Genomic DNA, 18,935 nt, shown 5'->3' with positions numbered 1-18,935 from the left:
CACGTCGTGCTGCAGTTCGTAAATTTGCTGCATGGTAACGTTAAAAGAGTCTTTTCGGGATAGCTGGCCAATGCAATCAATGAATCGCGGCGGATACGGGCTCGCGGCCGCGCGGATCGGGGCGGGCCGCGCGCCGGTGGTGCGCGCGTTTGATCGGTGCTGGTCATGAGCGTTGCAAGCGCGCCGACGCGTCGGCTGGATGTGTATCTGCGGCTGACCCGGCTGAACAAGCCGATCGGCATCTTTCTGGTGGTCTGGCCCATGCTCTGGGCGCTGTGGCTGGCGGCCGGTGGGCTGCCGGATCTGTGGGTGCTGCTGGTGTTCGTCGTGGGCGCGGTGCTGATGCGGTCGGCCGGCTGCGTGATCAACGACTTCGCCGACCGCAAGATCGATGGCCACGTCGAGCGCACCCGGGCGCGACCGCTGGCCACCGGCGAGGTCTCGGCGCGTGAAGCGCTGACGCTTTTCGCGGTGCTGTGTATTGCGTCGTTCCTGCTGGTGCTCACGCTCAATGGGCTCACCATCGCCATGGCCTTCGTGGGCGCGGGGCTGGCGGTGCTGTACCCGTTTACCAAGCGCCTGACCCACTGGCCGCAGATGTTTCTGGGCGCGGCATTCGGCTGGGCCGTGCCGATGGCTTTTGCCGCACAGATGGGCACGGTTCCCGCGGGCGGCTGGACGCTGTTCATCGCCACGCTGATCTGGGCGCTGGTCTACGACACCTTCTATGCGATGGTCGATCGCGACGACGATCTCAAGATCGGGGTCAAGTCGACGGCCATCCTCTGGGGGCGCTACGATCGCGCGGTGATCGGCCTGTTCCAATGCATCTGGCTGGCGCTGCTGGTGATCGTCGGCCTCCAGTTCGATCTGGGTGGTGTCTACTACGCCTCGCTCGTGGTCGGCGCCGGCATGGCCTGTTATCACCAGTGGCTGGCGCGTGCGCGCGACCGCGCCGATTGCTTCAAGGCGTTCATGCACCACAACGTGCTCGGCGGGGTGATCTTCTTCGGCATTGTGATCGATCTGGCGATTCGCTAGCCTGCAGCGCTGTCGTTTCAACCGCCGCTGCGCCATGAGCCGTGTTCGTATTCTGCAAAAAGGCGTGTTCGCCTGCTTCGAGCCGGGCCTGAAAGATGCCGACGGCCAGTCCGTCAACGCCGAAGTCTCGGCCGTGGCCTGGGACGGTCGGCGCCTGGTGATGGCCAGCGACAAGGACGTGCCGGGCGATCAGCGCTCGCCGGTTTTCGCGCTCGACTGCGTGGACGGCCTGCCGCAACCGGACAGCCTGCAGTTCTACACGGCCGACCTTATTCGCACTGCGGAGAAGTACGAGGATTTCGCCCTCACCGCCGAGGGCAATCATCTGATCGCAACCACCGGCTTCGATCGCGTGGACGGACAATCCGCCGCCATGCACCACTACAACCGGCTGTTGATCTGGCCGGTGGGCGATCCGGCCACGCCGCATCTGATCGCGGATCGCAAGGACGAGGGCGTGCGCAGTTCGGTCGGCCTGCGCGACGATCTGGAAGCCGCGCTCGGCGCGCCGTACTACAAGGTAGAGGGCCTGGCCGCGATTCCGGGCCGCGACGGCGCCGATGCGAGACTGTTGTTCGGTATCCGCGAACTCGGCCAGGACCACGAGCACTTCGACTACGTCAGCCGGGTGGTGGCCGCGCCTTATCGCATGGATGGCGATGCGCTGGTGTTCACCGGCGATTTCGGCGTGATCTACGACTTCGACCCGTCGCGCTGGGACGGTGTGCGTTTTGCGGTTGGTCTGTCGAGCCTGGAATACGATCACGCCAGCGCGTGGATCTATTTTCTGACCAGTTTTGAAGTCACCGACGATAACGGCGACGAACAGGTCGGCGCCTATCTCTGGGCCCTGACACTCGACGATTTTCTGGCCGGGCGCGATCCGGAGCTGGTACAGGCCGAGGACGGTAGCCCGTTCGAGTTCGCCAACAAGGCCGAGGGTGTGGCGGTGCTCGGCGACGGCCGGCTGTTCGTGGTCTATGACCCGGACCGCGCACTCGAACTCGAGGACGAGCATCCGCGCGATGCGCGCGAACCGCACGAAGCCCCCTACACATTGCTCGCGCTGGATTGACGCGAGCGCTCATTCACCGACTTTTGGCCCCTGATCCCATGACCAACGACGAACTCATAGCGCGCGATCTGCGCGTGGTCTGGCACCCCTGCACGCAGATGAAGGACACCGAGACGCTGCCGCCGATACCGATCAAGCGGGGCGAGGGCGTGTGGCTGGAGGACTTCGACGGCAATCGATATATCGACGCGGTGAGTTCCTGGTGGGTGAATATCTTCGGCCACGCCAATCCGGCCATCAACGATCGCATCAAGCACCAGCTGGATACGCTCGAGCACGTGATGCTGGCCGGCTTTTCGCACGAGCCGGCGGTGGAACTGGCCGAACGCCTGGTCGATCTCACCCCCGAAGGCCTGACCCGCGCCTTTTTTGCCGACAACGGCTCGGCCGCGGTCGAGGTCGCGCTCAAGATGAGCTTTCACTACTGGCGCAATACCGGCCACGGTGAGAAGACGCGCTTCATCAACCTGTCCAACAGCTATCACGGCGAAACCCTGGGCGCGCTCGCGGTCGGCGACGTCGATCTCTACAAGAAGACTTACGAACCGCTGCTGCTCAAACCCCTGACCGCGCGTTCGCCGGACTGCTATCACCGCGCGCCGGGCGTGAGCTGGGAAGAACACAGCCGTGCCGTGTTCGCGGACATGGAAGCACTGCTGGCCGAACATGCGCACGAAACCTGTGCGGTCATCGTCGAGCCGCTGCTGCAATGTGCCGGCCATATGCGCATGTATCACCCCGTGTATCTGGAACTGCTGCGCGAGGCCTGCACGCGTCATGGCGTACACCTGATCGCCGACGAGATTGCGGTGGGTTTTGGTCGCACCGGTACGTTGTTCGCCTGCGAGCAGGCCGGCGAGGCCGGGATCACGCCGGATTTCATGTGTCTGTCGAAAGGGCTGACCGCGGGGTATCTGCCACTGTCGATCACGATGACCACCGACGATGTCTACAACGCCTTCTACGACGACTACGCGAACCTGACCGCGTTTCTGCACTCGCATTCCTATACCGGCAATCCGCTCGCCTGCGCGGCTGCGCTCGCGACTCTGGACGAGTTTGAGCGTCGCGATCAGGTCAATGTGAACAAGCGGCTGGCGCAGTGCATGGCCGACGCGGTCGCGCCACTGGCCGATCACCCCAATGTCGCCGAGGTGCGCCAGACCGGCATGGTGCTGGCTATCGAGATGGTTGCCAAGAAGGCCACCAGGACGCCCTTCGACTGGCGTGAACGGCGTGGGCTGGCTGTCTATCGCCATGCGCTGAGTCAGGGCGCGCTACTGCGCCCGCTCGGCGATACGATCTATTTCATGCCGCCCTACATCATCACGCCCGAGCAGATCGCGCATCTGGGCCGCGTGGCGATCGAAGGCATCGAGCGCGCCGTCTCGACTTGAATCGGCCGCACTGCTAGCCTGAGTGCAAAGGCTGGACGAGAGCCCACAACCGATTCTCAGCAGAAACGGTCGCCAAACGGCGGCCGTTTTGTTTCGAACGGACGTAGTCCCCGCGGAACCGATTATATTTCGAGGCTTAAGTTATGGACAGGACACCCTTGACCCAGACCGGCGCCGACGCGCTGCGCGATGAATTGAAGCGGCTCAAGAAAGTCGAGCGCCCGCGCATTGTCGCCGCGATCGAGGAAGCGCGCGCTCACGGCGATCTCAAGGAGAACGCCGAATATCATGCCGCCAAGGAAGAGCAGGGCTTCAACGAAGGCCGTATCAACGATATCGAAGGCAAGCTGGCGACGGCGCAGATCATCGACGTCGCGCGCGTGGGCGCGCAGGCCAACGGCCGCGTCGTGTTCGGTGCCACCGTGGATCTGGCCGACGAGGATTCCGGCGACGAACTGACCTACAAGATCGTTGGCGAGGACGAGGCCGATATCAAGAATGGCATGCTCTCGTTCGCCTCGCCGATTGCGCGCGCGCTTATCGGCAAGACCGAGGGCGACGTGGTCGATGTCGCCGTGCCCAGCGGCAAGCGCACGCTGGAAATCGTGGAAGTGCGTTATATCTAGCGCGCGAAGCGCGGCACTGAATTATTTCTTCTTCTTTTTATTGCCGCTTTTTTCTGTCTTCTGCTTGTCGGGTTTCGGCCGATACAGGGTTGCGGTGCGCCCGATCTGCTGTACGCAGGCAGCGCGCAGTGTCTCGCAGGCAGTGTCGACATCGGCCTGGAAGGCGGATTTGTCGTCGGCGGCCAGCTTGATCTTGACCAGTTCGTGGTCGACCAGCGCGCGCTCTATTTCGGCCAGTACGGCTTCGCTCAGACCGGCGGCGCCGCTCTGTACGATCGGCTTGAGATGATGGGCCTGTTTCTTCAGGGCGCGGCGCGCCTCGGTATCGAGCGTTAGAGACATGATGAACAGCTTTGTCGGTGGGATATTCAGGGGCGAGGCAGTATACGGCTCATGAGCAAGCGCAGTGAAACACGCCGCTGGCTGGACAAGCATCGCAACGACCCGTTCGTGAAGGCGGCGCAGAAGGATAACTACCGCTCACGGGCGGTTTACAAGCTCGCCGAGGTCGACGCGCGCGATCGTCTGCTGCACGGCAAGCGCTGCATCATCGATCTGGGCGCGGCGCCGGGCGGCTGGAGCCAGTATTGCCGGCGCGAATGTCCGAAGGCGCGTGTACTGGCGCTGGATCGGCTGGAAATGGATCCGATCGACGGCGTGGAATTTCTGCACGGCGACTTCGCGCAGGCGGCGGGGCTGGACGCGCTGACCGAACGACTGGGCGCGGATCCGGTCGATCTTGTACTTTCCGACATGGCCCCCAATCTTACAGGGATCATGGTGGCTGATCAGGCCGGCGTGATGCAGTTGGCCGAACTCGCCCTCGATCTGTGCGATCAGGTGCTGGTCAAGGGTGGCGATCTGCTGATCAAGGTATTCCAGGGCGAAGGGTTCGACGAACTGCTCGTCAACATGCGCCAGCGTTTCGGCCGGGTGGCCGTGCGCAAGCCCAAGGCGTCCCGGGATGCCAGTCGCGAAATGTATCTGCTGGGCCAGGGCTGGCGTACATGACTGAACTGAACAAAATGAGTGCATGACGCAGGCGGGGTTCGGCCCCGATTGTTTATACTGTTTGCCAAGCAACGCACGAAGTATTCACACGACCGCACGTGCCGTGGTCGAGGACGACGATCTTGAACGAATTAGCTAAGAATCTGCTGCTGTGGGTCGTGATTGCGCTGGTGCTGATGAGCGTGTTCTCCAGCTTTGCGCCTTCCACGTCCAACGCCAACGAGATTCCGTATTCGCAGTTCCTGACCCAGGTCAAGAGCGGCGGCGTATCGCAGGTTCATATCGAGGACCAGCGCATTCGCGGTCAGCTCAAGTCCGGGCAGAAGTTCGCCACCTACAGTCCGGAGTCGGACAACAAGGCGATGATCGGCACGTTGATGGACAACAGTGTCGAGATCACCGGCGAGCCGCCGGATCAGGGCTCGTTCCTCAAGCAGATCCTCATTTCCTGGTTCCCGTTCCTGCTGCTGATCGGCGTGTGGATCTACTTCATGCGGCAGATGCAGGGCGGCGGCGGCGGTCGCGGCGCGATGTCCTTCGGCAAGTCGAAGGCGCGGATGATGCAGGCCGACCAGATCAAGATCACGTTTGCGGACGTGGCCGGCGTCGAGGAAGCCAAGTCCGAGGTCCAGGAACTGGTGGAGTTCCTTGCCGAGCCGGGCAAGTTCCAGAAGGTCGGCGGCAAGATCCCGCGCGGCGTGCTCATGGTCGGCTCGCCCGGCACCGGCAAGACGCTGCTGGCCAAGGCGATCGCCGGCGAAGCAGGCGTACCGTTCTTCTCGATCTCGGGTTCCGATTTCGTCGAGATGTTCGTCGGCGTGGGTGCTTCGCGTGTTCGGGACATGTTCGAGCAGGCCAAGAAGCAGTCGCCCTGCATCATCTTCATCGACGAGATCGACGCGGTCGGTCGTCAGCGCGGCGCCGGCCTGGGCGGCGGTCATGACGAACGCGAGCAGACGCTCAACCAGCTGCTGGTCGAGATGGACGGTTTCGAAGGCAGCGAAGGCGTTATCGTCATCGCCGCCACCAACCGTCCCGACGTGCTCGATCCGGCGCTGCTGCGTCCGGGCCGTTTCGATCGCCAGGTGGTCGTACCGCTGCCGGACGTACGCGGTCGCGAGCAGATTCTCAAGGTGCACATGAAGAACGTGCCGATTCACGACAACGTGAAGGCCTCGATCATCGCGCGCGGCTGCCCTGGCTTCTCGGGCGCGGACCTGGCCAATCTGGTCAACGAGGCGGCGCTGTTCGCCGCCCGCGCCAACAAGAAGACGGTGACCCAGGAAGACTTCGAGCGCGCCAAGGACAAGATCATGATGGGCGCCGAGCGCAAGTCCATGGTCATGACCGAGGACGAAAAGCGCCTGACTGCATACCACGAGGCCGGCCACGCCATCATCGGCCTGACCGTGCCCCAGCACGATCCGGTGCACAAGGTGACGATCGTGCCACGCGGGCGTGCCCTGGGTGTGACCATGTTCCTGCCGGAAGAGGATCGCTACAGCTATTCCAAGCAGCGCCTGATCAGCCAGATCTGCACGCTCTATGGCGGTCGTCTGGCCGAGGAGATCATTTTCGGCAAGGAAGCGGTCACTACCGGTGCTTCCAACGACATCGAGCGTGTCACCGAGATCGCCCGCAACATGGTCACCAAGTGGGGCCTGTCGGACCGTCTCGGCCCGATTGCCTACGATACCGAGGACAGCCAGCCGTTCCTGGGCCGATCGGCGACCCAGTCCAGTGGGATCTCCGACGAGACCGCGCACGCGATCGACGAGGAAATGCGTTCTATCATCGACGGCTGCTACGAGCGCGCCAAGCAGATTCTCGAGGACAACATGGACAAGCTGCACTGCATGTCCGATGCGCTCATGAAGTACGAGACCATCGACCGCAAGCAGATTGACCAGATCATGCAGGGACGCGAGCCCGGCCCGCCCCAGAGCTGGGACGACGATTCCGACACCCCGCCGAGTTCCGGCGGCGGTGGCGCCACGGTCACGGACACGTCCGAAGGCACGGCGTCAACCGATGACAGCGGCAAGCGGGACAAGGACAAGGGTGTGCCGAGCCCGGCGCACAACCGCCAGTCCTGATTTCGCCTCGATGGTGAATGTTCAAGCCGGCAGCCTGTGCTGCCGGCTTTTTGCGTAACGCCCTGATGACGGCTGAAAATCGAATGGCGCTCTCCATGCAACTGGTCGGTCCGCGTTCGGTCTGCGATCTGTCGCAGCCGGCGGTGATGGGCATTCTCAACGTCACCCCCGATTCGTTTTCCGACGGCGGCAGCTACGCCTCGGCGGATGCGGCGGTGGCGCGCGCGCTGTCGATGGTCGACGAGGGCGCGGCGATCATCGATATCGGCGGCGAGTCGACGCGCCCCGGCGCGTCGCCGGTCACGGCGCACGATGAATGCGAGCGCGTGCTGCCGGTGATCCGTGCGTTGCGTGCCGCAAGCGATGTGTTCATCTCCATCGATACTCTCAAGCCGGATGTCATGCGCGCGGCCTGCGCGGCCGGCGCCGACATGATCAACGATGTCAACGCGCTGCAAGCGCCGGGCGCGCTCGATGTCGCCGTCGAGGCCGGCGCGGCCGTCTGTCTGATGCATATGCAGGGCGAGCCGCGCACGATGCAGGCCGCCCCTCAGTACGACGATGTGGTGGCCGATATCAAGTCATTCCTGGCGCAGCGCGTCTCCGTCTGCGAGCAGGCCGGCATTGCGCGTGAGCGGATCTGCGTGGATCCGGGCTTCGGGTTCGGCAAGAGCCTCGAGCACAACCTCGAGCTGATGCGCGAACTCGGACAGTTCGCGGACGCCGATCTGCCGTTGCTGGTCGGCGTATCGCGCAAGACGATGTTTGCTCGTCTTTTCGGTCGCGACGATCTGCGTTCACGTGTGAACGGCAGTGTTGCCGCGGCGTTTTGGGCAGTCGGCCGCGGAGCGCGTATTATCCGCTGCCACGATATTCGGGATACGTGCCAGGTACTGCATCTGGCGCGCTCGCTTGAGGCGCATTCGGCGCCGTAGATAAAGGTGAAGGCTTTGGCACAACGCTATTTCGGAACCGACGGTATTCGTGGGGAGGTCGGCCAGTCGCCGATGACCCCGGAGTTCGCGCTCAAACTCGGCTGGGCGGCCGGGCGCGTGCTGGTGCGGCGACTCGGCGAGCGCGGCGTGCCGGAGAATGCGCGCGAGCGCCCGCAGGTGCTGATCGGCAAGGACACGCGCCTGTCCGGCTACATGTTCGAGTCCGCGCTGGAGGCCGGTTTTTCGTCCGCCGGCGTCGATGTGCTGCTGGTCGGGCCGATGCCCACGCCGGCCATCGCCTATCTGGCGCGCACCTTTCGCGCGGCCGCGGGCGTGGTGATCAGCGCTTCGCACAATCCTTATCACGACAACGGCGTGAAGTTCTTCTCGCATTTCGGTCAGAAGCTCGACGACGCGCTCGAGCAGGAGATCGAGGCCGAACTCGATCTGCCGCTCAAATGCGTTGCCTCCGATCGGCTCGGTCGCGCCCGGCGTGTCGAAAGCGCGCCAGGCCGATATATCGAATTCTGCAAGTCCACCGCGCGGTTCGAGAACGGCGGGCTGTCGGGCATGAAGGTGGTGCTCGACTGCGCTCACGGTGCGACCTATCACGTCGCCCCCGACGTCTTTCGCGAACTCGGCGCCTCGGTGGAGGTGATCGGTGATCGTCCCGACGGTCTCAACATCAACCGCGACTGTGGCTCGACCCACCCCAAGGGGCTGGTCGAAGCGGTGCGCGCCGCCGGCGCGGACGTGGGCGTGGCCCTCGACGGCGACGGCGATCGCTGCATCATGGTCGATCACGACGGCGCGATCATCGACGGCGATCAGATTCTGTACGTGATCGCCAGCGCCAGGCGGCGCGACGACAAGCTGGAGGGGCCAGTGGTCGGCACGCTGATGAGCAATCTCGGCCTGGAACTCGCGCTCAAGAACGACGGTGTCGCCTTCGAGCGCGCCCAGGTGGGCGATCGCTATGTATTCGAGCGTCTAAAGGCCATGAAGGGCCTCATCGGTGGCGAATCCTCGGGGCATATCCTGTGCCTGGATCGCGCCACCACCGGCGACGGCATCGTGTCGGCGCTCCAGGTGCTGGCGGCGATGGTGGACAGTGGCGAAAGCCTGCAGACGCTGATCGCGCCGGTGGACAAATGTCCGCAGATCCTGGTCAACGTACCCATCGGGCGCGGCAGTGCCGCCGCATTGATGGAAGACGAGCGCGTCAATGCGGCCGTGCGCGACGTCGAATCCTCGCTTGGCGACGCCGGTCGCGTACTATTGCGTCCCTCCGGGACCGAGCCGCTGCTCCGGGTGATGGTCGAAGGCATCGACGGCCTGGCGGTGGAAGAGTCCGCGAACCGCATCGCCGAGATCGTGCGCGATGTGGCGCAGCAGACCGCGAACGCCAGCTGAGCCGGGCGCGAACGATAACGACAGACAGTGACAGAGAGGGATAGCAGCCGATGAGCCGCAATATGCTGATTGCCGGAAACTGGAAAATGAACGCGGACGCCGCGCAGGTAGACGTGTTCGTCAAGGCCGTGGGCGATGCGCTGGACGGCGCCGGGCTGGCGGCCGATCTGCTCGTGTGCCCGCCGATGGTCTATATCGAACGCATGGCGCGCGCGCTGTCCGGTCAGCCGGTTGCGGTCGGGGCACAGAATATTGCTGCCGAAGTCGAGCCGGGCGCGTTCACCGGCGAGGTCAACGGCGCCATGCTCGCCGATTGCCGGGCCAGTCACGTCATCGTCGGTCATTCGGAGCGGCGCGCGCTCTACGGTGAGGCGGATGCCATTGTGGCAACCAAGGCGGACGCTGCCGCGGCGGCCGGTCTGGTGCCGATCGTGTGTGTCGGCGAAACGCTGGAGCAGCGCGAGGCAGAGCAGACCGAAGCCGTGCTGGCGGCGCAGATCGATGCGATATTGAGCCAGTGCCGCGCGGCGACCCTCGAATCCATGATCGTGGCCTACGAGCCGATATGGGCGATCGGCACCGGTCGCTCGGCCACGCCGGAGCAGGCACAGGATGTGCATGCATTTCTTCGTGCACAAATCGCGAATAGGAATGCTACACTAGCGCAATCGGTACAGCTGCTTTACGGCGGCAGTGTAAAGCCGGACAATGCCGCGGCACTTTTCGCCGGAGCAGATGTCGACGGCGCGCTGGTTGGCGGCGCATCGCTTACGGCCGATTCATTCTTGGACATCGCCCGCGCGGCTGTATAGTCCCGCGAGCGTTAACAGGCCCTAGCATGGTTTATACAATTCTGGTCATCGTCCAGGTCGTGATCGCACTCGTGCTGATCGGGCTGATTCTCGTACAGCACGGTAAGGGTGCAGACGCGGGCGCCGCGTTCGGTAGCGGTGCGTCCGGCACTGTTTTTGGCGCGAAAGGCTCGGCCAATTTCATGACCCGGGCAACCGGTGCGCTGGCGACGGTCTTTTTTGCCATCAGCCTGACGCTTGCGTACCTGATCAACGGCGCGAGCGCGCCGACGGGCAGCGTGACCGATCAGGTCCAGCAGCAGGCGCCGGGCGCCTCGCTGCTCTCGGACAGCAACAACAACGGCGTGCCGGGTGACGAAGTCGTCACCGGTGAGCAATCGGCGCCCGCGGGCGATGGCAACGCCCAATCCGGTGCGGCGCAGTCGAATGCGGCGGGCCAGGACAACAACCAGCGTGATGCCGGCGGCGACAATTCCGCCGCGGGCACGCAACAGTCGAATGGCAACGCGGGCTCTGATGCCGGCGATGCCGATACCGGCGTCAAGGTGCCCGAATAGGGCGCACGCGGGTAGGAAAAAAGTCATGCCGACGTGGTGGAATTGGTAGACACGCTATCTTGAGGGGGTAGTGGCGAAAGCTGTGCCGGTTCGAGTCCGGCCGTCGGCACCATACAAATCGGGGTAAGAGGCCTGTAAGCGGCGACATGCAAGTCACGATAAAGAAAGGGCTTGATCTGCCCATCGAGGGCGCTCCGAGCCAGGTTATCCACGACGCCGCGCCGGTGAGCCGGGTGGCGTTGATCGGCCTGGATCATCACGGCATGAAGCCCACCATGCTGGTGGCGGAAGGCGACCAGGTGAAGCTGGGCCAGCCGTTGTTCGAAGACAAGAAAACCCCCGGCGTGCTCTATACCGCGCCGGCGAACGGCGAAATCGCGGCGATCAACCGCGGCGCCAAGCGCGTGCTGCAGTCGATCGTGATTCGCGTGGCCACCGGCGACCTCGAAGAGATTACTTTCGATGCCCATGCCGCCGACGACCTGGCCCGGCTGGAACCGGCGGTTGTCGAGAAGACACTCGTCGATTCCGGTCAGTGGGCAGCGCTGCGTACGCGGCCGTTTTCCAAGGTGCCGGCGCCGGGCACACGCCCGACCGCGATTTTCGTCACTGCCATCGATACCAATCCGCTGGCGGCCGATCCGACGGTCGTCATCAATGACCGCCGCGAAGCATTCGTCGATGGTCTGAACGTGCTGGCGCGGCTCACCGACGGCCCGGTCTATATCTGCAAGGCGCCCGGCGCCGATATTCCCAAGCCCGCGGGCGAGCAGTTCGTTGTCGCTGAATTCGGTGGCAAGCATCCGGCCGGCCTCGTCGGCACCCACATTCATCATCTGCATCCGGTGAGCGTGGCGTCACCCATCTGGCATATCGGCTACCAGGATGTGATGGCGTTCGGCGCGCTGTTCACGACCGGGCATATAGACATCTCGCGCGTGGTCGCTCTCTGTGGTCCGTCGGCGGCGAATCCACGTCTGCTGCGCACGCGTATGGGTGCCAGTACGGACGAGTTGCTGCATGACGAGGTCGACGGTGCCGAAGTGCGCGCGATTTCGGGTTCGGTTCTATCCGGACGTCGGGCCGCGGAATGGGCGTCCTATCTGGGGCGTTACCACACCCAGATCACGCTGCTGCCGGAAAGCCGGTCGCGGCCGTTCATGGGCTGGCTGATGCCGGGGCGGGACCGGTTTTCCAAGGTCAACGTGTTTTTGTCGAGTTTGTTGAAGCCGGCGCGCTACACGTTCAATACATCACAGAACGGAAGCGCGCGCGCAATGGTTCCGATCGGCAATTACGAGGAAGTGATGCCGCTGGATATCCTGCCGACCCAGTTGCTGCGAGCGTTGCTGGTGCGCGACACCGACACCGCGCTGGCGCTGGGCGCCGCGGAACTCGACGAAGAGGATCTGGCGCTGCTGTCGTTCGTCGATGTGGCGAAATACGATTTCGGGCCGCACCTGCGTGCGAATCTCGAACTCATCGAACGCGAAGGTTGATATGGCCGGTCTGAGACAAACGCTGGATCGCATGCATCCGCTGTTCGCCAAGGGCGGACGGTATGAGCGCTTCTATGCGCTCTACGAGATGGTGGATACATTCCTGTATTCTCCGGGCGATACCACCCGTACCGCACCGCATGTGCGCGACGGCATCGATCTCAAGCGGGTCATGATCTACGTGTGGCTGGCCACGTTCCCCTGTATCTTCATGGCCTGCTGGAATACCGGCTTCCAGGCCAATCTGGCGATGGCGCAGATGAATCTGGACAGCGTCGACAACTGGCGCCGGCTGCCGTTGCAGCTGCTGGGCGTGGCCCACGATCCGCAGAGCTTCTGGGACAACTTCGTCTTCGGCTTCTGGTATTTCGCCCCGGTCTATTTCGTCACGTTCATCGTCGGCGGGCTATGGGAAGCGCTGTTTGCCGCGGTTCGCAACCACGAGATCAACGAAGGCTTTTTCGCTACGTCCATTCTCTACACCCTGACGCTGCCGCCGGCGATTCCGCTCTGGCAGGCGGCACTCGGCATCAGCTTCGGCATTGTGGTGGGCAAGGAAGTGTTCGGCGGCACCGGCAAGAACTTTCTCAACCCGGCGCTCACCGGCCGTGCGTTTCTGTTCTTCGCCTTCCCGGCGTATATGTCGGGCGACAGCGTGTGGACGGCGGTCGACGGTTGGTCCGCGGCAACGCCGCTTGGTCTGGGCGCCACCGACGGCATGAGCGCGATCACCAGTCAGATCACCTGGTGGGACGCCTTTGCCGGCGATATCCAGGGCTCGCTCGGCTCGACATCGACGCTCGCGATTCTGCTCGGCGCGGCGTTTTTGCTCTACACCCGGGTTGCATCCTGGCGGATCATGGCCGGCTGCGTGGGCGGACTGGTCGCGACCACGCTGCTGTTCAACCTGATCGGCAGCGAAAGCAATCTCATGTTCGCCATGCCCTGGTACTGGCATCTGGTGATCGGCGGGTTCGCGTTCGGCGCCGTGTTCATGGCCACCGATCCGGTCAGTGCGGCCATGACCAACACCGGCCGGCTGGTCTATGGCGGGCTGATCGGCGTGATGACCGCGCTCGTGCGCGTCGTCAATCCGGCCTTCCCGGAAGGCATCATGCTGGCGATTCTGTTCGGCAACATCTTCGCGCCGCTAATCGATTACTTCGTGGTCCAGGCGAACGTGCGCCGGCGCCAGAAGCGCCTGGCGGCCGCGAATCCGGGCACGTCCGGCAGTGCGGATCACGATACGGTAGCGGCGGAGTAGACCATGGTCGGAATAGTCGGATTTTCACGAGACGGCGTCGGCTACATCGTGGTCGTGGCGCTGGCGGTATGCCTGGTCTGCTCGGTGCTGGTGGCATCGGCGGCGACGTTCCTCAAGCCGCTGCAGACGGTCAACGCCAAGGCCGACCGGCGCAGTAATATTCTGGACGTCGCCGGTCTGCCCACCGGCCCGGACGTGGATGTGAATCAGGTGTTCAAGGATCGTATCGAAACCAAGGTGGTCGATCTGTCCACCGGTGGTTATGCTCAGGGCGTGGATGTGGCGAACTACGATCAGCGCGCCGCGGCCTCTGATCCCAAGAAGAGCATCAAGATTCCGCCGCGACAGGACATCGCGGATATCAAGCGCCGCGCCAAATACGCCGAGGTGTATCTGGTGCGCGACGAGCAGGGCAAACTGTCCCGTATCGTGTTGCCGATTCACGGCTACGGCCTGTGGTCGACGATGTACGGTTTTCTTGCGCTCGAGCCGGACGCGAATACGGTCGACGGCATCAAGTACTACGAGCAGGGCGAAACGCCCGGTCTCGGTGGCGAGGTCGAAAACCCCCGCTGGCGTGCCAAATGGGACGGCAAGAAGGTTTATGGTGAGGACGGCGATGTGCGCCTGAGCGTGATCAAGGGCAGCGTGGGTTCCAACACGCCCAACGCGGACTACAAGGTAGACGGCCTGTCGGGCGCCACGCTCACCAGTCGCGGCGTCTCGAACATGATTCATTACTGGTTGGGCGAGAGCGGTTTCGAGCCTTTCCTCAAAAACATCCGTAGCGGCAAAGTCGCCGCCGAGGGGTAGTCGACATGGCACAGAGTCAGGCAATGAAGGTGTTGACCGAGCCGTTGGTCAACAACAACCCGATCGCGCTTCAGATTCTCGGTATTTGCAGCGCGCTGGCGGTGACCAACCAGGTCGCGACCGCGCTGCTCATGAGCGTGGCGCTGACCGCGGTGACGGCCTGTTCGAACTTCTCGATCAGTCTGATTCGCAACTTCATCCCGTCGAGCATCCGCATCATCGTGCAGATGACCATCATTGCGTCGCTCGTGATCGTGGTCGATCAGCTCATGAAGGCGTTTGCCTTCGAGCTGGCCAAGTCGATGTCGGTGTTCGTCGGTCTGATCATCACCAACTGCATCGTCATGGGCCGTGCGGAAGCCTTTGCCATGAAGGAGCCGCCGGGGCTGGCATTCCTCGACGGCATCGGCAACGGGCTGGGCTACAGCCTGATCCTTATCGTGGTGGGCACCATCCGTGAGCTGCTCGGCTCGGGTTCGATTCTCGGCTTCCAGATCTTTTCGCTTGCCAGCGCCGGCGGCTGGTACGTGCCGATCGGCATCATGCTGTTGCCGCCGAGCGCGTTCTTCATCATCGGCTTTCTGATCTGGGGCCTGCGCAGCTGGAAATCCGAACAGATCGAAGAAGCCGAATATCAGATTCATCAGGTGCATCGCACCGAAGTCGTTTAAGCACGACGGCGGGCGACAGGAGAACAGCACGTGGAAGACTATCTCAGCATTCTGATCAAGTCGGTTTTCATCGAGAATCTGGCGTTGGCGTTCTTTCTCGGCATGTGCACCTTCCTCGCACTGTCGAAAAAGATCTCCACGGCCATCGGTCTCGGTATCGCCGTGATCGTGGTCCAGGGGCTGACCGTACCGGTCAACAACCTGATCTATCAGCATCTGCTCAAGGGCGGTGCGCTGGCCTGGGCCGGCATGCCGAATGTGGATCTGAGTTTTCTCGGCCTGATCAGTTACATCGGCGTGATCGCGGCGATCGTGCAGATTCTGGAAATGTTTCTGGACCGTTTCGTGCCGGCGCTGCACAGCGCCCTCGGCATCTTCCTGCCGCTGATCACGGTCAACTGCGCGATCATGGGCGGCTCGCTGTTCATGGTCGAACGCGACTACAACTTCGGCGAGAGCCTGACCTACGGTTTCGGCAGCGGTATCGGCTGGGCGCTCGCGATCGCAGCGCTGGCCGGCGTGCGCGAGAAGCTCAAGTACTCCGACGTGCCGGACGGTTTGCAGGGGCTGGGCATCACTTTCATCACGGTTGGGTTGATGTCGCTGGGCTTCATGGCCTTCTCCGGCATCCAGCTCTAGCTCGGCCGCGTCGTCTGCCTTTCAGGAACGTAGGATCCCATGGGTGAAATAGCGCAAATCAGTCTCGGCGTCAGCGTGTTTACCGGCGTTGTGCTGTTCCTCGTCGCCGTGATTCTGCTGGCCAAGTCGCGCCTGGTGGCCACCGGCAACGTCAACATCGAAATCAACGGCGAGAAGACCATCAAGGCGCCGGTCGGCAGCAAGTTGCTCGGTGCGCTGGCCGACTCCAAGCTCTATGTGTCCTCGGCCTGTGGTGGCGGTGGTACCTGTGCCCAGTGTCGGGTCAAGGTGCTCGAGGGCGGCGGTGCGATCCTGCCGACCGAGGAATCGCACATCAACAAGCGCGAGGCGCGCGAAGGCGAGCGCCTGTCGTGTCAGGTGACCGTCAAACAGGACATGAAGATCCAGGTGCCGGAGGAGGTCTTCGGCGTCAAGCAGTGGAAGTGCAAGGTCCGCTCCAACGACAATGTCGCCACCTTCATCAAGGAACTGGTGCTGGAGTTGCCCGAAGGCGAACATGTCAATTTCCGGGCCGGCGGTTATATCCAGATCAGCTGCCCGCCGCACGAGGTGGCGTACAAGGATTACATCATCGACGAGCGCTTCCACGAGGACTGGGACACCCACAACCTCTGGCGCTATGTCTCGAAGGTCGATGACACCGTCACCCGTGCCTATTCGATGGCCAATTATCCGGAAGAAGCGGGCATCATCATGCTCAATGTCCGGATCGCGACGCCGCCGCCGCGCAACCCCGACGTCAAGCCGGGCGAGATGAGTTCCTATATCTTCGGCCTCAAGGCCGGCGACGAAGTGACGATTTCGGGCCCCTTCGGCGAGTTCTTTGCCAAGGAAACGGCCGCGGAAATGGTGTTCGTGGGTGGTGGCGCTGGCATGGCGCCCATGCGCTCGCATATCTTCGACCAGCTGGGTCGGATCGGCACCGACCGCAAGATGACGTTCTGGTACGGCGCGCGCTCGCGGCGCGAGATGTTCTACGTCGACGACTTCGATCAGCTGGCCGCCAAGAACGACAACTTCCAGTGGACCGTTGCCCTGTCCGATGCCAAGGAAGAGGATGAATGGGACGGCGAAACCGGCTTCATCCATAACGTTCTGTTCGAGCGCTATCTGAAGGACCATCCGGCGCCCGAGGATTGCGAATACTATCTGTGTGGCCCGCCGATCATGAATGCTTCGGTGATCAACATGCTTGAGGATCTCGGCGTCGAGCCCGAAAACATCATGCTCGACGATTTCGGCGGTTGATCGGTCCGCCGGCCACCCGTCATGGAGCCAGACCCCGCGCGAGCCGCCGCTGCGCGGGGTTTTTTTATAGCGCCGCAGTCCTCGCGAAAAATATCGAGGCGCGGCGATGCGAAGGTCGAATCGAAAGGAAACTGACGTGAACCGGATGTTCGAGATCGTCGCCAAGCGCAAATCGGGTCGTACAGCGTTCATGCTGGCACTGATCTGCGGTACGGCCGTGCTGGTCGCGGCCTGTGGCAAGCCGGCAGAGCCGATTCAGATCGGTGGCCCGGCGCAGGGCACGACCTACAAGATCACGGTGATGGAGCCGGGTCGGGTGGACGCCGATGCGGTGCGCGCGGCGGCCCGGCGCGTCATCGACGACATTGATCGGCAGATGTCGACGTGGCGTGACGATTCCGAAGTGTCGAAATTCAACGCGGCCAAGGCCGACACCTGGATTCCGGTGTCACCGGCGCTGGCGCAGGTCACGCAGCGCGCGCTGGCCATCGGTCGTGACACAGGCGGGGCCTTCGATGTCACGCTCGGGCCCATTCTGCGAATATGGGGCTTCGGCGCGGAGGCGGACGCACCCCAGCACCTGCCGACCCGGGCCGAGCTCGATGCGGCACGCGAGAAAACCGGGATCGGCCTGATCGAGGTGCGCAGCGATCCGCCGGCGCTGCGCAAGAAGAGCGCAGATGCCACGCTCGACCTCGCGGGGCTTGCCCAGGGGTTCACGGTCGATCGCATCGCCGCGGCGCTGGAAAAGCTGGGTCTGTCGCATTTTCTGGTCGAACTGGGCGGTGAGCTCTATGCGCACGGCAGCAAAAGTGATCAGCGACCGTGGCGGATCGGTGTGGAAAAGCCCGAATCCGGTGTACGCGCGATTGAAAGAGTTGTCGGGCTGAAGAACGCAGGCATGACCACGTCCGGCGATTATCGTGATTACATCGAGCTCGACGGGCATCGTTTCTCGCATACGATCGACCCGCGGACGGGCCGGCCGGTGGCCCATGATCTACGGGCCGTGACCGTGATCGCGGCGGATGCCCTCACGGCCGATGCCATGGCCACCGCGCTGCTGGTCATGGGGCCACAGGTGGGAATGCGCTACGCTGACAAGCACGAGATTGCCGCGCTTTTCGTGAGTGGTCACGAGGGCGCGTATACTGAAGAAGGTTCCAATGCCTTCAAGCCTTATCTGAAGGAGGCGAAATGACACAGTTTCTTGCACTCATGTTCGTTGTATTCGGCGTGATGGCGCTCGTCGTCGGCGCCATGGCCATTGGTGTCATGGTCACCGGACGCGAGATCAAGGGCAGTTGCGGTGGCGTGGGCGGCGGTGACTGCGCCTGCAGCAAGGGCGGCAGCTGTCCGCCGCCCGACGCGAGCAAGAGCCTGTAATGATCGGGTCGACGCTCATCATCAAGGATTACATGCACGAGGTGCTGGTAACCTTCACGCCGGATACCGACGTGATGCGCGCCGTGCATCTGCTGCTCGAGCAGAACGTGTCGGGCGCACCCGTGCTCGACCGGCTCGGCAACATCACCGGTTTTCTCTCCGAGAAGGATGTCATGGGCGTTGCGCTCGATGCGGGCTATTACGACGATGCCGCCGGCACGATCGAGCCCTTGATGTCGAGAAAAGTAGTGACAGTCGACGCCGAAGACAGTATAGTAGCCGCAGCTCGGATATTCCGGGACTCGTCCTTGAAGACATTGCCGGTGATGCTCGAAAATCGCCTCGTTGGCATGATCACCAGAAGGGACGTCCTCAGGGCATTCGAGCGCCAGCGTTAGTCTCGGTTATCGCCGCAAGGCAAGAGACTGACC

20 protein-coding genes and 1 tRNA gene are annotated in these 18,935 nt (G+C 63.0%); 20 read left to right on the top strand and 1 reads right to left on the bottom strand.

Annotated elements, in window-relative coordinates:
- Positions 1-165 precede the first annotated feature (165 nt).
- The 4 genes from ubiA (at position 166) to greA (ending at position 4,139) form a co-directional block, all read left to right on the top strand.
- On the top strand, positions 166-1,041 hold the full coding sequence (gene ubiA / locus ACFOSU_RS18120; RefSeq protein ID WP_380691325.1) for a 4-hydroxybenzoate octaprenyltransferase: 876 nt from the start codon (positions 166-168) through the stop codon (positions 1,039-1,041).
- A gap of 34 nt (positions 1,042-1,075) precedes the next feature.
- The gene (locus ACFOSU_RS18115) at positions 1,076-2,116 is read left to right on the top strand and encodes a hypothetical protein (RefSeq protein ID WP_380691324.1); all 1,041 of its coding nucleotides are present in this window, start codon (positions 1,076-1,078) and stop codon (positions 2,114-2,116) included.
- A gap of 38 nt (positions 2,117-2,154) precedes the next feature.
- Entirely contained in the window at positions 2,155-3,513 is a 1,359-nt protein-coding gene (locus ACFOSU_RS18110) for an adenosylmethionine--8-amino-7-oxononanoate transaminase (protein WP_380691323.1), read from the top strand.
- Between the two features lie 143 nt (positions 3,514-3,656).
- Positions 3,657-4,139, top strand: a complete 483-nt coding sequence (greA, locus tag ACFOSU_RS18105) for a transcription elongation factor GreA (RefSeq protein ID WP_380691321.1) — start codon at positions 3,657-3,659, stop codon at positions 4,137-4,139.
- Positions 4,140-4,160: 21 nt separating this feature from the next.
- Here the strand turns inward: greA and ACFOSU_RS18100 are convergent, their stop codons facing one another.
- Positions 4,161-4,481 carry a YhbY family RNA-binding protein gene (locus ACFOSU_RS18100; protein ID WP_380691320.1) on the bottom strand — a complete coding sequence of 107 codons (321 nt, stop codon included), beginning with the start codon at positions 4,479-4,481 and terminating at the stop codon, positions 4,161-4,163.
- Positions 4,482-4,532: 51 nt separating this feature from the next.
- Here ACFOSU_RS18100 and ACFOSU_RS18095 point away from each other — a divergent pair, with 51 nt between their 5' ends.
- The 16 genes from ACFOSU_RS18095 to ACFOSU_RS18020 all read left to right on the top strand — a co-directional run bounded on the left by ACFOSU_RS18095 (position 4,533) and on the right by ACFOSU_RS18020 (position 18,902).
- The gene (locus ACFOSU_RS18095) at positions 4,533-5,150 is read left to right on the top strand and encodes an RlmE family RNA methyltransferase (RefSeq protein WP_380691318.1); all 618 of its coding nucleotides are present in this window, start codon (positions 4,533-4,535) and stop codon (positions 5,148-5,150) included.
- Between the two features lie 122 nt (positions 5,151-5,272).
- On the top strand, positions 5,273-7,246 hold the full coding sequence (gene ftsH / locus ACFOSU_RS18090) for an ATP-dependent zinc metalloprotease FtsH (RefSeq protein ID WP_380691317.1): 1,974 nt from the start codon (positions 5,273-5,275) through the stop codon (positions 7,244-7,246).
- Between the two features lie 95 nt (positions 7,247-7,341).
- Positions 7,342-8,181, top strand: a complete 840-nt coding sequence (gene folP / locus ACFOSU_RS18085; protein WP_380691382.1) for a dihydropteroate synthase — start codon at positions 7,342-7,344, stop codon at positions 8,179-8,181.
- A gap of 15 nt (positions 8,182-8,196) precedes the next feature.
- Positions 8,197-9,594: a phosphoglucosamine mutase gene (gene glmM, locus ACFOSU_RS18080; protein WP_380691316.1), complete on the top strand. Its 1,398-nt coding sequence runs from the start codon at positions 8,197-8,199 to the stop codon at positions 9,592-9,594.
- Positions 9,595-9,644: 50 nt separating this feature from the next.
- Positions 9,645-10,406 (top strand): triose-phosphate isomerase, encoded by a 762-nt coding sequence (gene tpiA, locus ACFOSU_RS18075; protein WP_380691315.1) that lies wholly within the window; start codon positions 9,645-9,647, stop codon positions 10,404-10,406.
- Between the two features lie 26 nt (positions 10,407-10,432).
- Entirely contained in the window at positions 10,433-10,963 is a 531-nt protein-coding gene (secG, locus tag ACFOSU_RS18070; protein WP_380691314.1) for a preprotein translocase subunit SecG, read from the top strand.
- A gap of 27 nt (positions 10,964-10,990) precedes the next feature.
- Positions 10,991-11,075 (top strand) — tRNA-Leu (locus ACFOSU_RS18065).
- Between the two features lie 34 nt (positions 11,076-11,109).
- Positions 11,110-12,462, top strand: a complete 1,353-nt coding sequence (locus tag ACFOSU_RS18060; RefSeq protein WP_380691313.1) for a Na(+)-translocating NADH-quinone reductase subunit A — start codon at positions 11,110-11,112, stop codon at positions 12,460-12,462.
- Position 12,463: 1 nt separating this feature from the next.
- Positions 12,464-13,726 carry an NADH:ubiquinone reductase (Na(+)-transporting) subunit B gene (locus ACFOSU_RS18055; protein WP_380691312.1) on the top strand — a complete coding sequence of 421 codons (1,263 nt, stop codon included), beginning with the start codon at positions 12,464-12,466 and terminating at the stop codon, positions 13,724-13,726.
- Between the two features lie 3 nt (positions 13,727-13,729).
- A complete protein-coding gene (locus ACFOSU_RS18050; RefSeq protein WP_380691311.1) occupies positions 13,730-14,539 on the top strand; it encodes a Na(+)-translocating NADH-quinone reductase subunit C in 810 nt (269 codons plus the stop codon).
- 5 nt (positions 14,540-14,544) lie between these two features.
- Positions 14,545-15,210 carry an NADH:ubiquinone reductase (Na(+)-transporting) subunit D gene (locus ACFOSU_RS18045; RefSeq protein WP_380691309.1) on the top strand — a complete coding sequence of 222 codons (666 nt, stop codon included), beginning with the start codon at positions 14,545-14,547 and terminating at the stop codon, positions 15,208-15,210.
- Between the two features lie 30 nt (positions 15,211-15,240).
- Positions 15,241-15,849: an NADH:ubiquinone reductase (Na(+)-transporting) subunit E gene (gene nqrE, locus ACFOSU_RS18040; RefSeq protein ID WP_380691308.1), complete on the top strand. Its 609-nt coding sequence runs from the start codon at positions 15,241-15,243 to the stop codon at positions 15,847-15,849.
- Between the two features lie 39 nt (positions 15,850-15,888).
- Entirely contained in the window at positions 15,889-17,118 is a 1,230-nt protein-coding gene (gene nqrF / locus ACFOSU_RS18035) for an NADH:ubiquinone reductase (Na(+)-transporting) subunit F (protein ID WP_380691307.1), read from the top strand.
- A 145-nt stretch (positions 17,119-17,263) separates the two neighbouring features.
- Entirely contained in the window at positions 17,264-18,319 is a 1,056-nt protein-coding gene (locus ACFOSU_RS18030) for an FAD:protein FMN transferase (RefSeq protein WP_380691381.1), read from the top strand.
- On the top strand, positions 18,316-18,504 hold the full coding sequence (locus tag ACFOSU_RS18025) for a DUF539 domain-containing protein (protein ID WP_380691306.1): 189 nt from the start codon (positions 18,316-18,318) through the stop codon (positions 18,502-18,504). Before ACFOSU_RS18030 ends, ACFOSU_RS18025 begins: the two co-directional genes overlap by 4 nt.
- Entirely contained in the window at positions 18,504-18,902 is a 399-nt protein-coding gene (locus tag ACFOSU_RS18020) for a CBS domain-containing protein (protein ID WP_380691305.1), read from the top strand. The genes ACFOSU_RS18025 and ACFOSU_RS18020 overlap by 1 nt, the downstream gene beginning before the upstream one ends.
- Positions 18,903-18,935 lie beyond the last annotated feature (33 nt).

It is taken from the genome of Salinisphaera aquimarina (genome assembly GCF_042643355.1).
GTDB classification, from domain to species: Bacteria; Pseudomonadota; Gammaproteobacteria; order Nevskiales; family Salinisphaeraceae; genus Salinisphaera; species Salinisphaera aquimarina.
Note: the sequence above shows the minus strand (reverse complement) of the source record. Positions and strands in the feature narration are given on the sequence as shown.

What these genes read in the sequence shown, in the direction of transcription:
- ubiA (WP_380691325.1), top strand. Translation starts at nt 166, where the DNA reads ATGAGCGTTGCAAGCGCGCCGACGCGTCGGCTGGATGTGTATCTGCGG.
- ACFOSU_RS18115 (WP_380691324.1), top strand. Translation starts at nt 1,076, where the DNA reads ATGAGCCGTGTTCGTATTCTGCAAAAAGGCGTGTTCGCCTGCTTCGAG.
- ACFOSU_RS18110 (WP_380691323.1), top strand. Translation starts at nt 2,155, where the DNA reads ATGACCAACGACGAACTCATAGCGCGCGATCTGCGCGTGGTCTGGCAC.
- greA (WP_380691321.1), top strand. Translation starts at nt 3,657, where the DNA reads ATGGACAGGACACCCTTGACCCAGACCGGCGCCGACGCGCTGCGCGAT.
- ACFOSU_RS18100 (WP_380691320.1), bottom strand. Translation starts at nt 4,481, where the DNA reads ATGTCTCTAACGCTCGATACCGAGGCGCGCCGCGCCCTGAAGAAACAG.
- ACFOSU_RS18095 (WP_380691318.1), top strand. Translation starts at nt 4,533, where the DNA reads ATGAGCAAGCGCAGTGAAACACGCCGCTGGCTGGACAAGCATCGCAAC.
- folP (WP_380691382.1), top strand. Translation starts at nt 7,342, where the DNA reads ATGCAACTGGTCGGTCCGCGTTCGGTCTGCGATCTGTCGCAGCCGGCG.
- tpiA (WP_380691315.1), top strand. Translation starts at nt 9,645, where the DNA reads ATGAGCCGCAATATGCTGATTGCCGGAAACTGGAAAATGAACGCGGAC.
- secG (WP_380691314.1), top strand. Translation starts at nt 10,433, where the DNA reads ATGGTTTATACAATTCTGGTCATCGTCCAGGTCGTGATCGCACTCGTG.
- ACFOSU_RS18060 (WP_380691313.1), top strand. Translation starts at nt 11,110, where the DNA reads ATGCAAGTCACGATAAAGAAAGGGCTTGATCTGCCCATCGAGGGCGCT.
- ACFOSU_RS18055 (WP_380691312.1), top strand. Translation starts at nt 12,464, where the DNA reads ATGGCCGGTCTGAGACAAACGCTGGATCGCATGCATCCGCTGTTCGCC.
- ACFOSU_RS18050 (WP_380691311.1), top strand. Translation starts at nt 13,730, where the DNA reads ATGGTCGGAATAGTCGGATTTTCACGAGACGGCGTCGGCTACATCGTG.
- ACFOSU_RS18045 (WP_380691309.1), top strand. Translation starts at nt 14,545, where the DNA reads ATGGCACAGAGTCAGGCAATGAAGGTGTTGACCGAGCCGTTGGTCAAC.
- nqrF (WP_380691307.1), top strand. Translation starts at nt 15,889, where the DNA reads ATGGGTGAAATAGCGCAAATCAGTCTCGGCGTCAGCGTGTTTACCGGC.
- ACFOSU_RS18030 (WP_380691381.1), top strand. Translation starts at nt 17,264, where the DNA reads ATGTTCGAGATCGTCGCCAAGCGCAAATCGGGTCGTACAGCGTTCATG.
- ACFOSU_RS18025 (WP_380691306.1), top strand. Translation starts at nt 18,316, where the DNA reads ATGACACAGTTTCTTGCACTCATGTTCGTTGTATTCGGCGTGATGGCG.
- ACFOSU_RS18020 (WP_380691305.1), top strand. Translation starts at nt 18,504, where the DNA reads ATGATCGGGTCGACGCTCATCATCAAGGATTACATGCACGAGGTGCTG.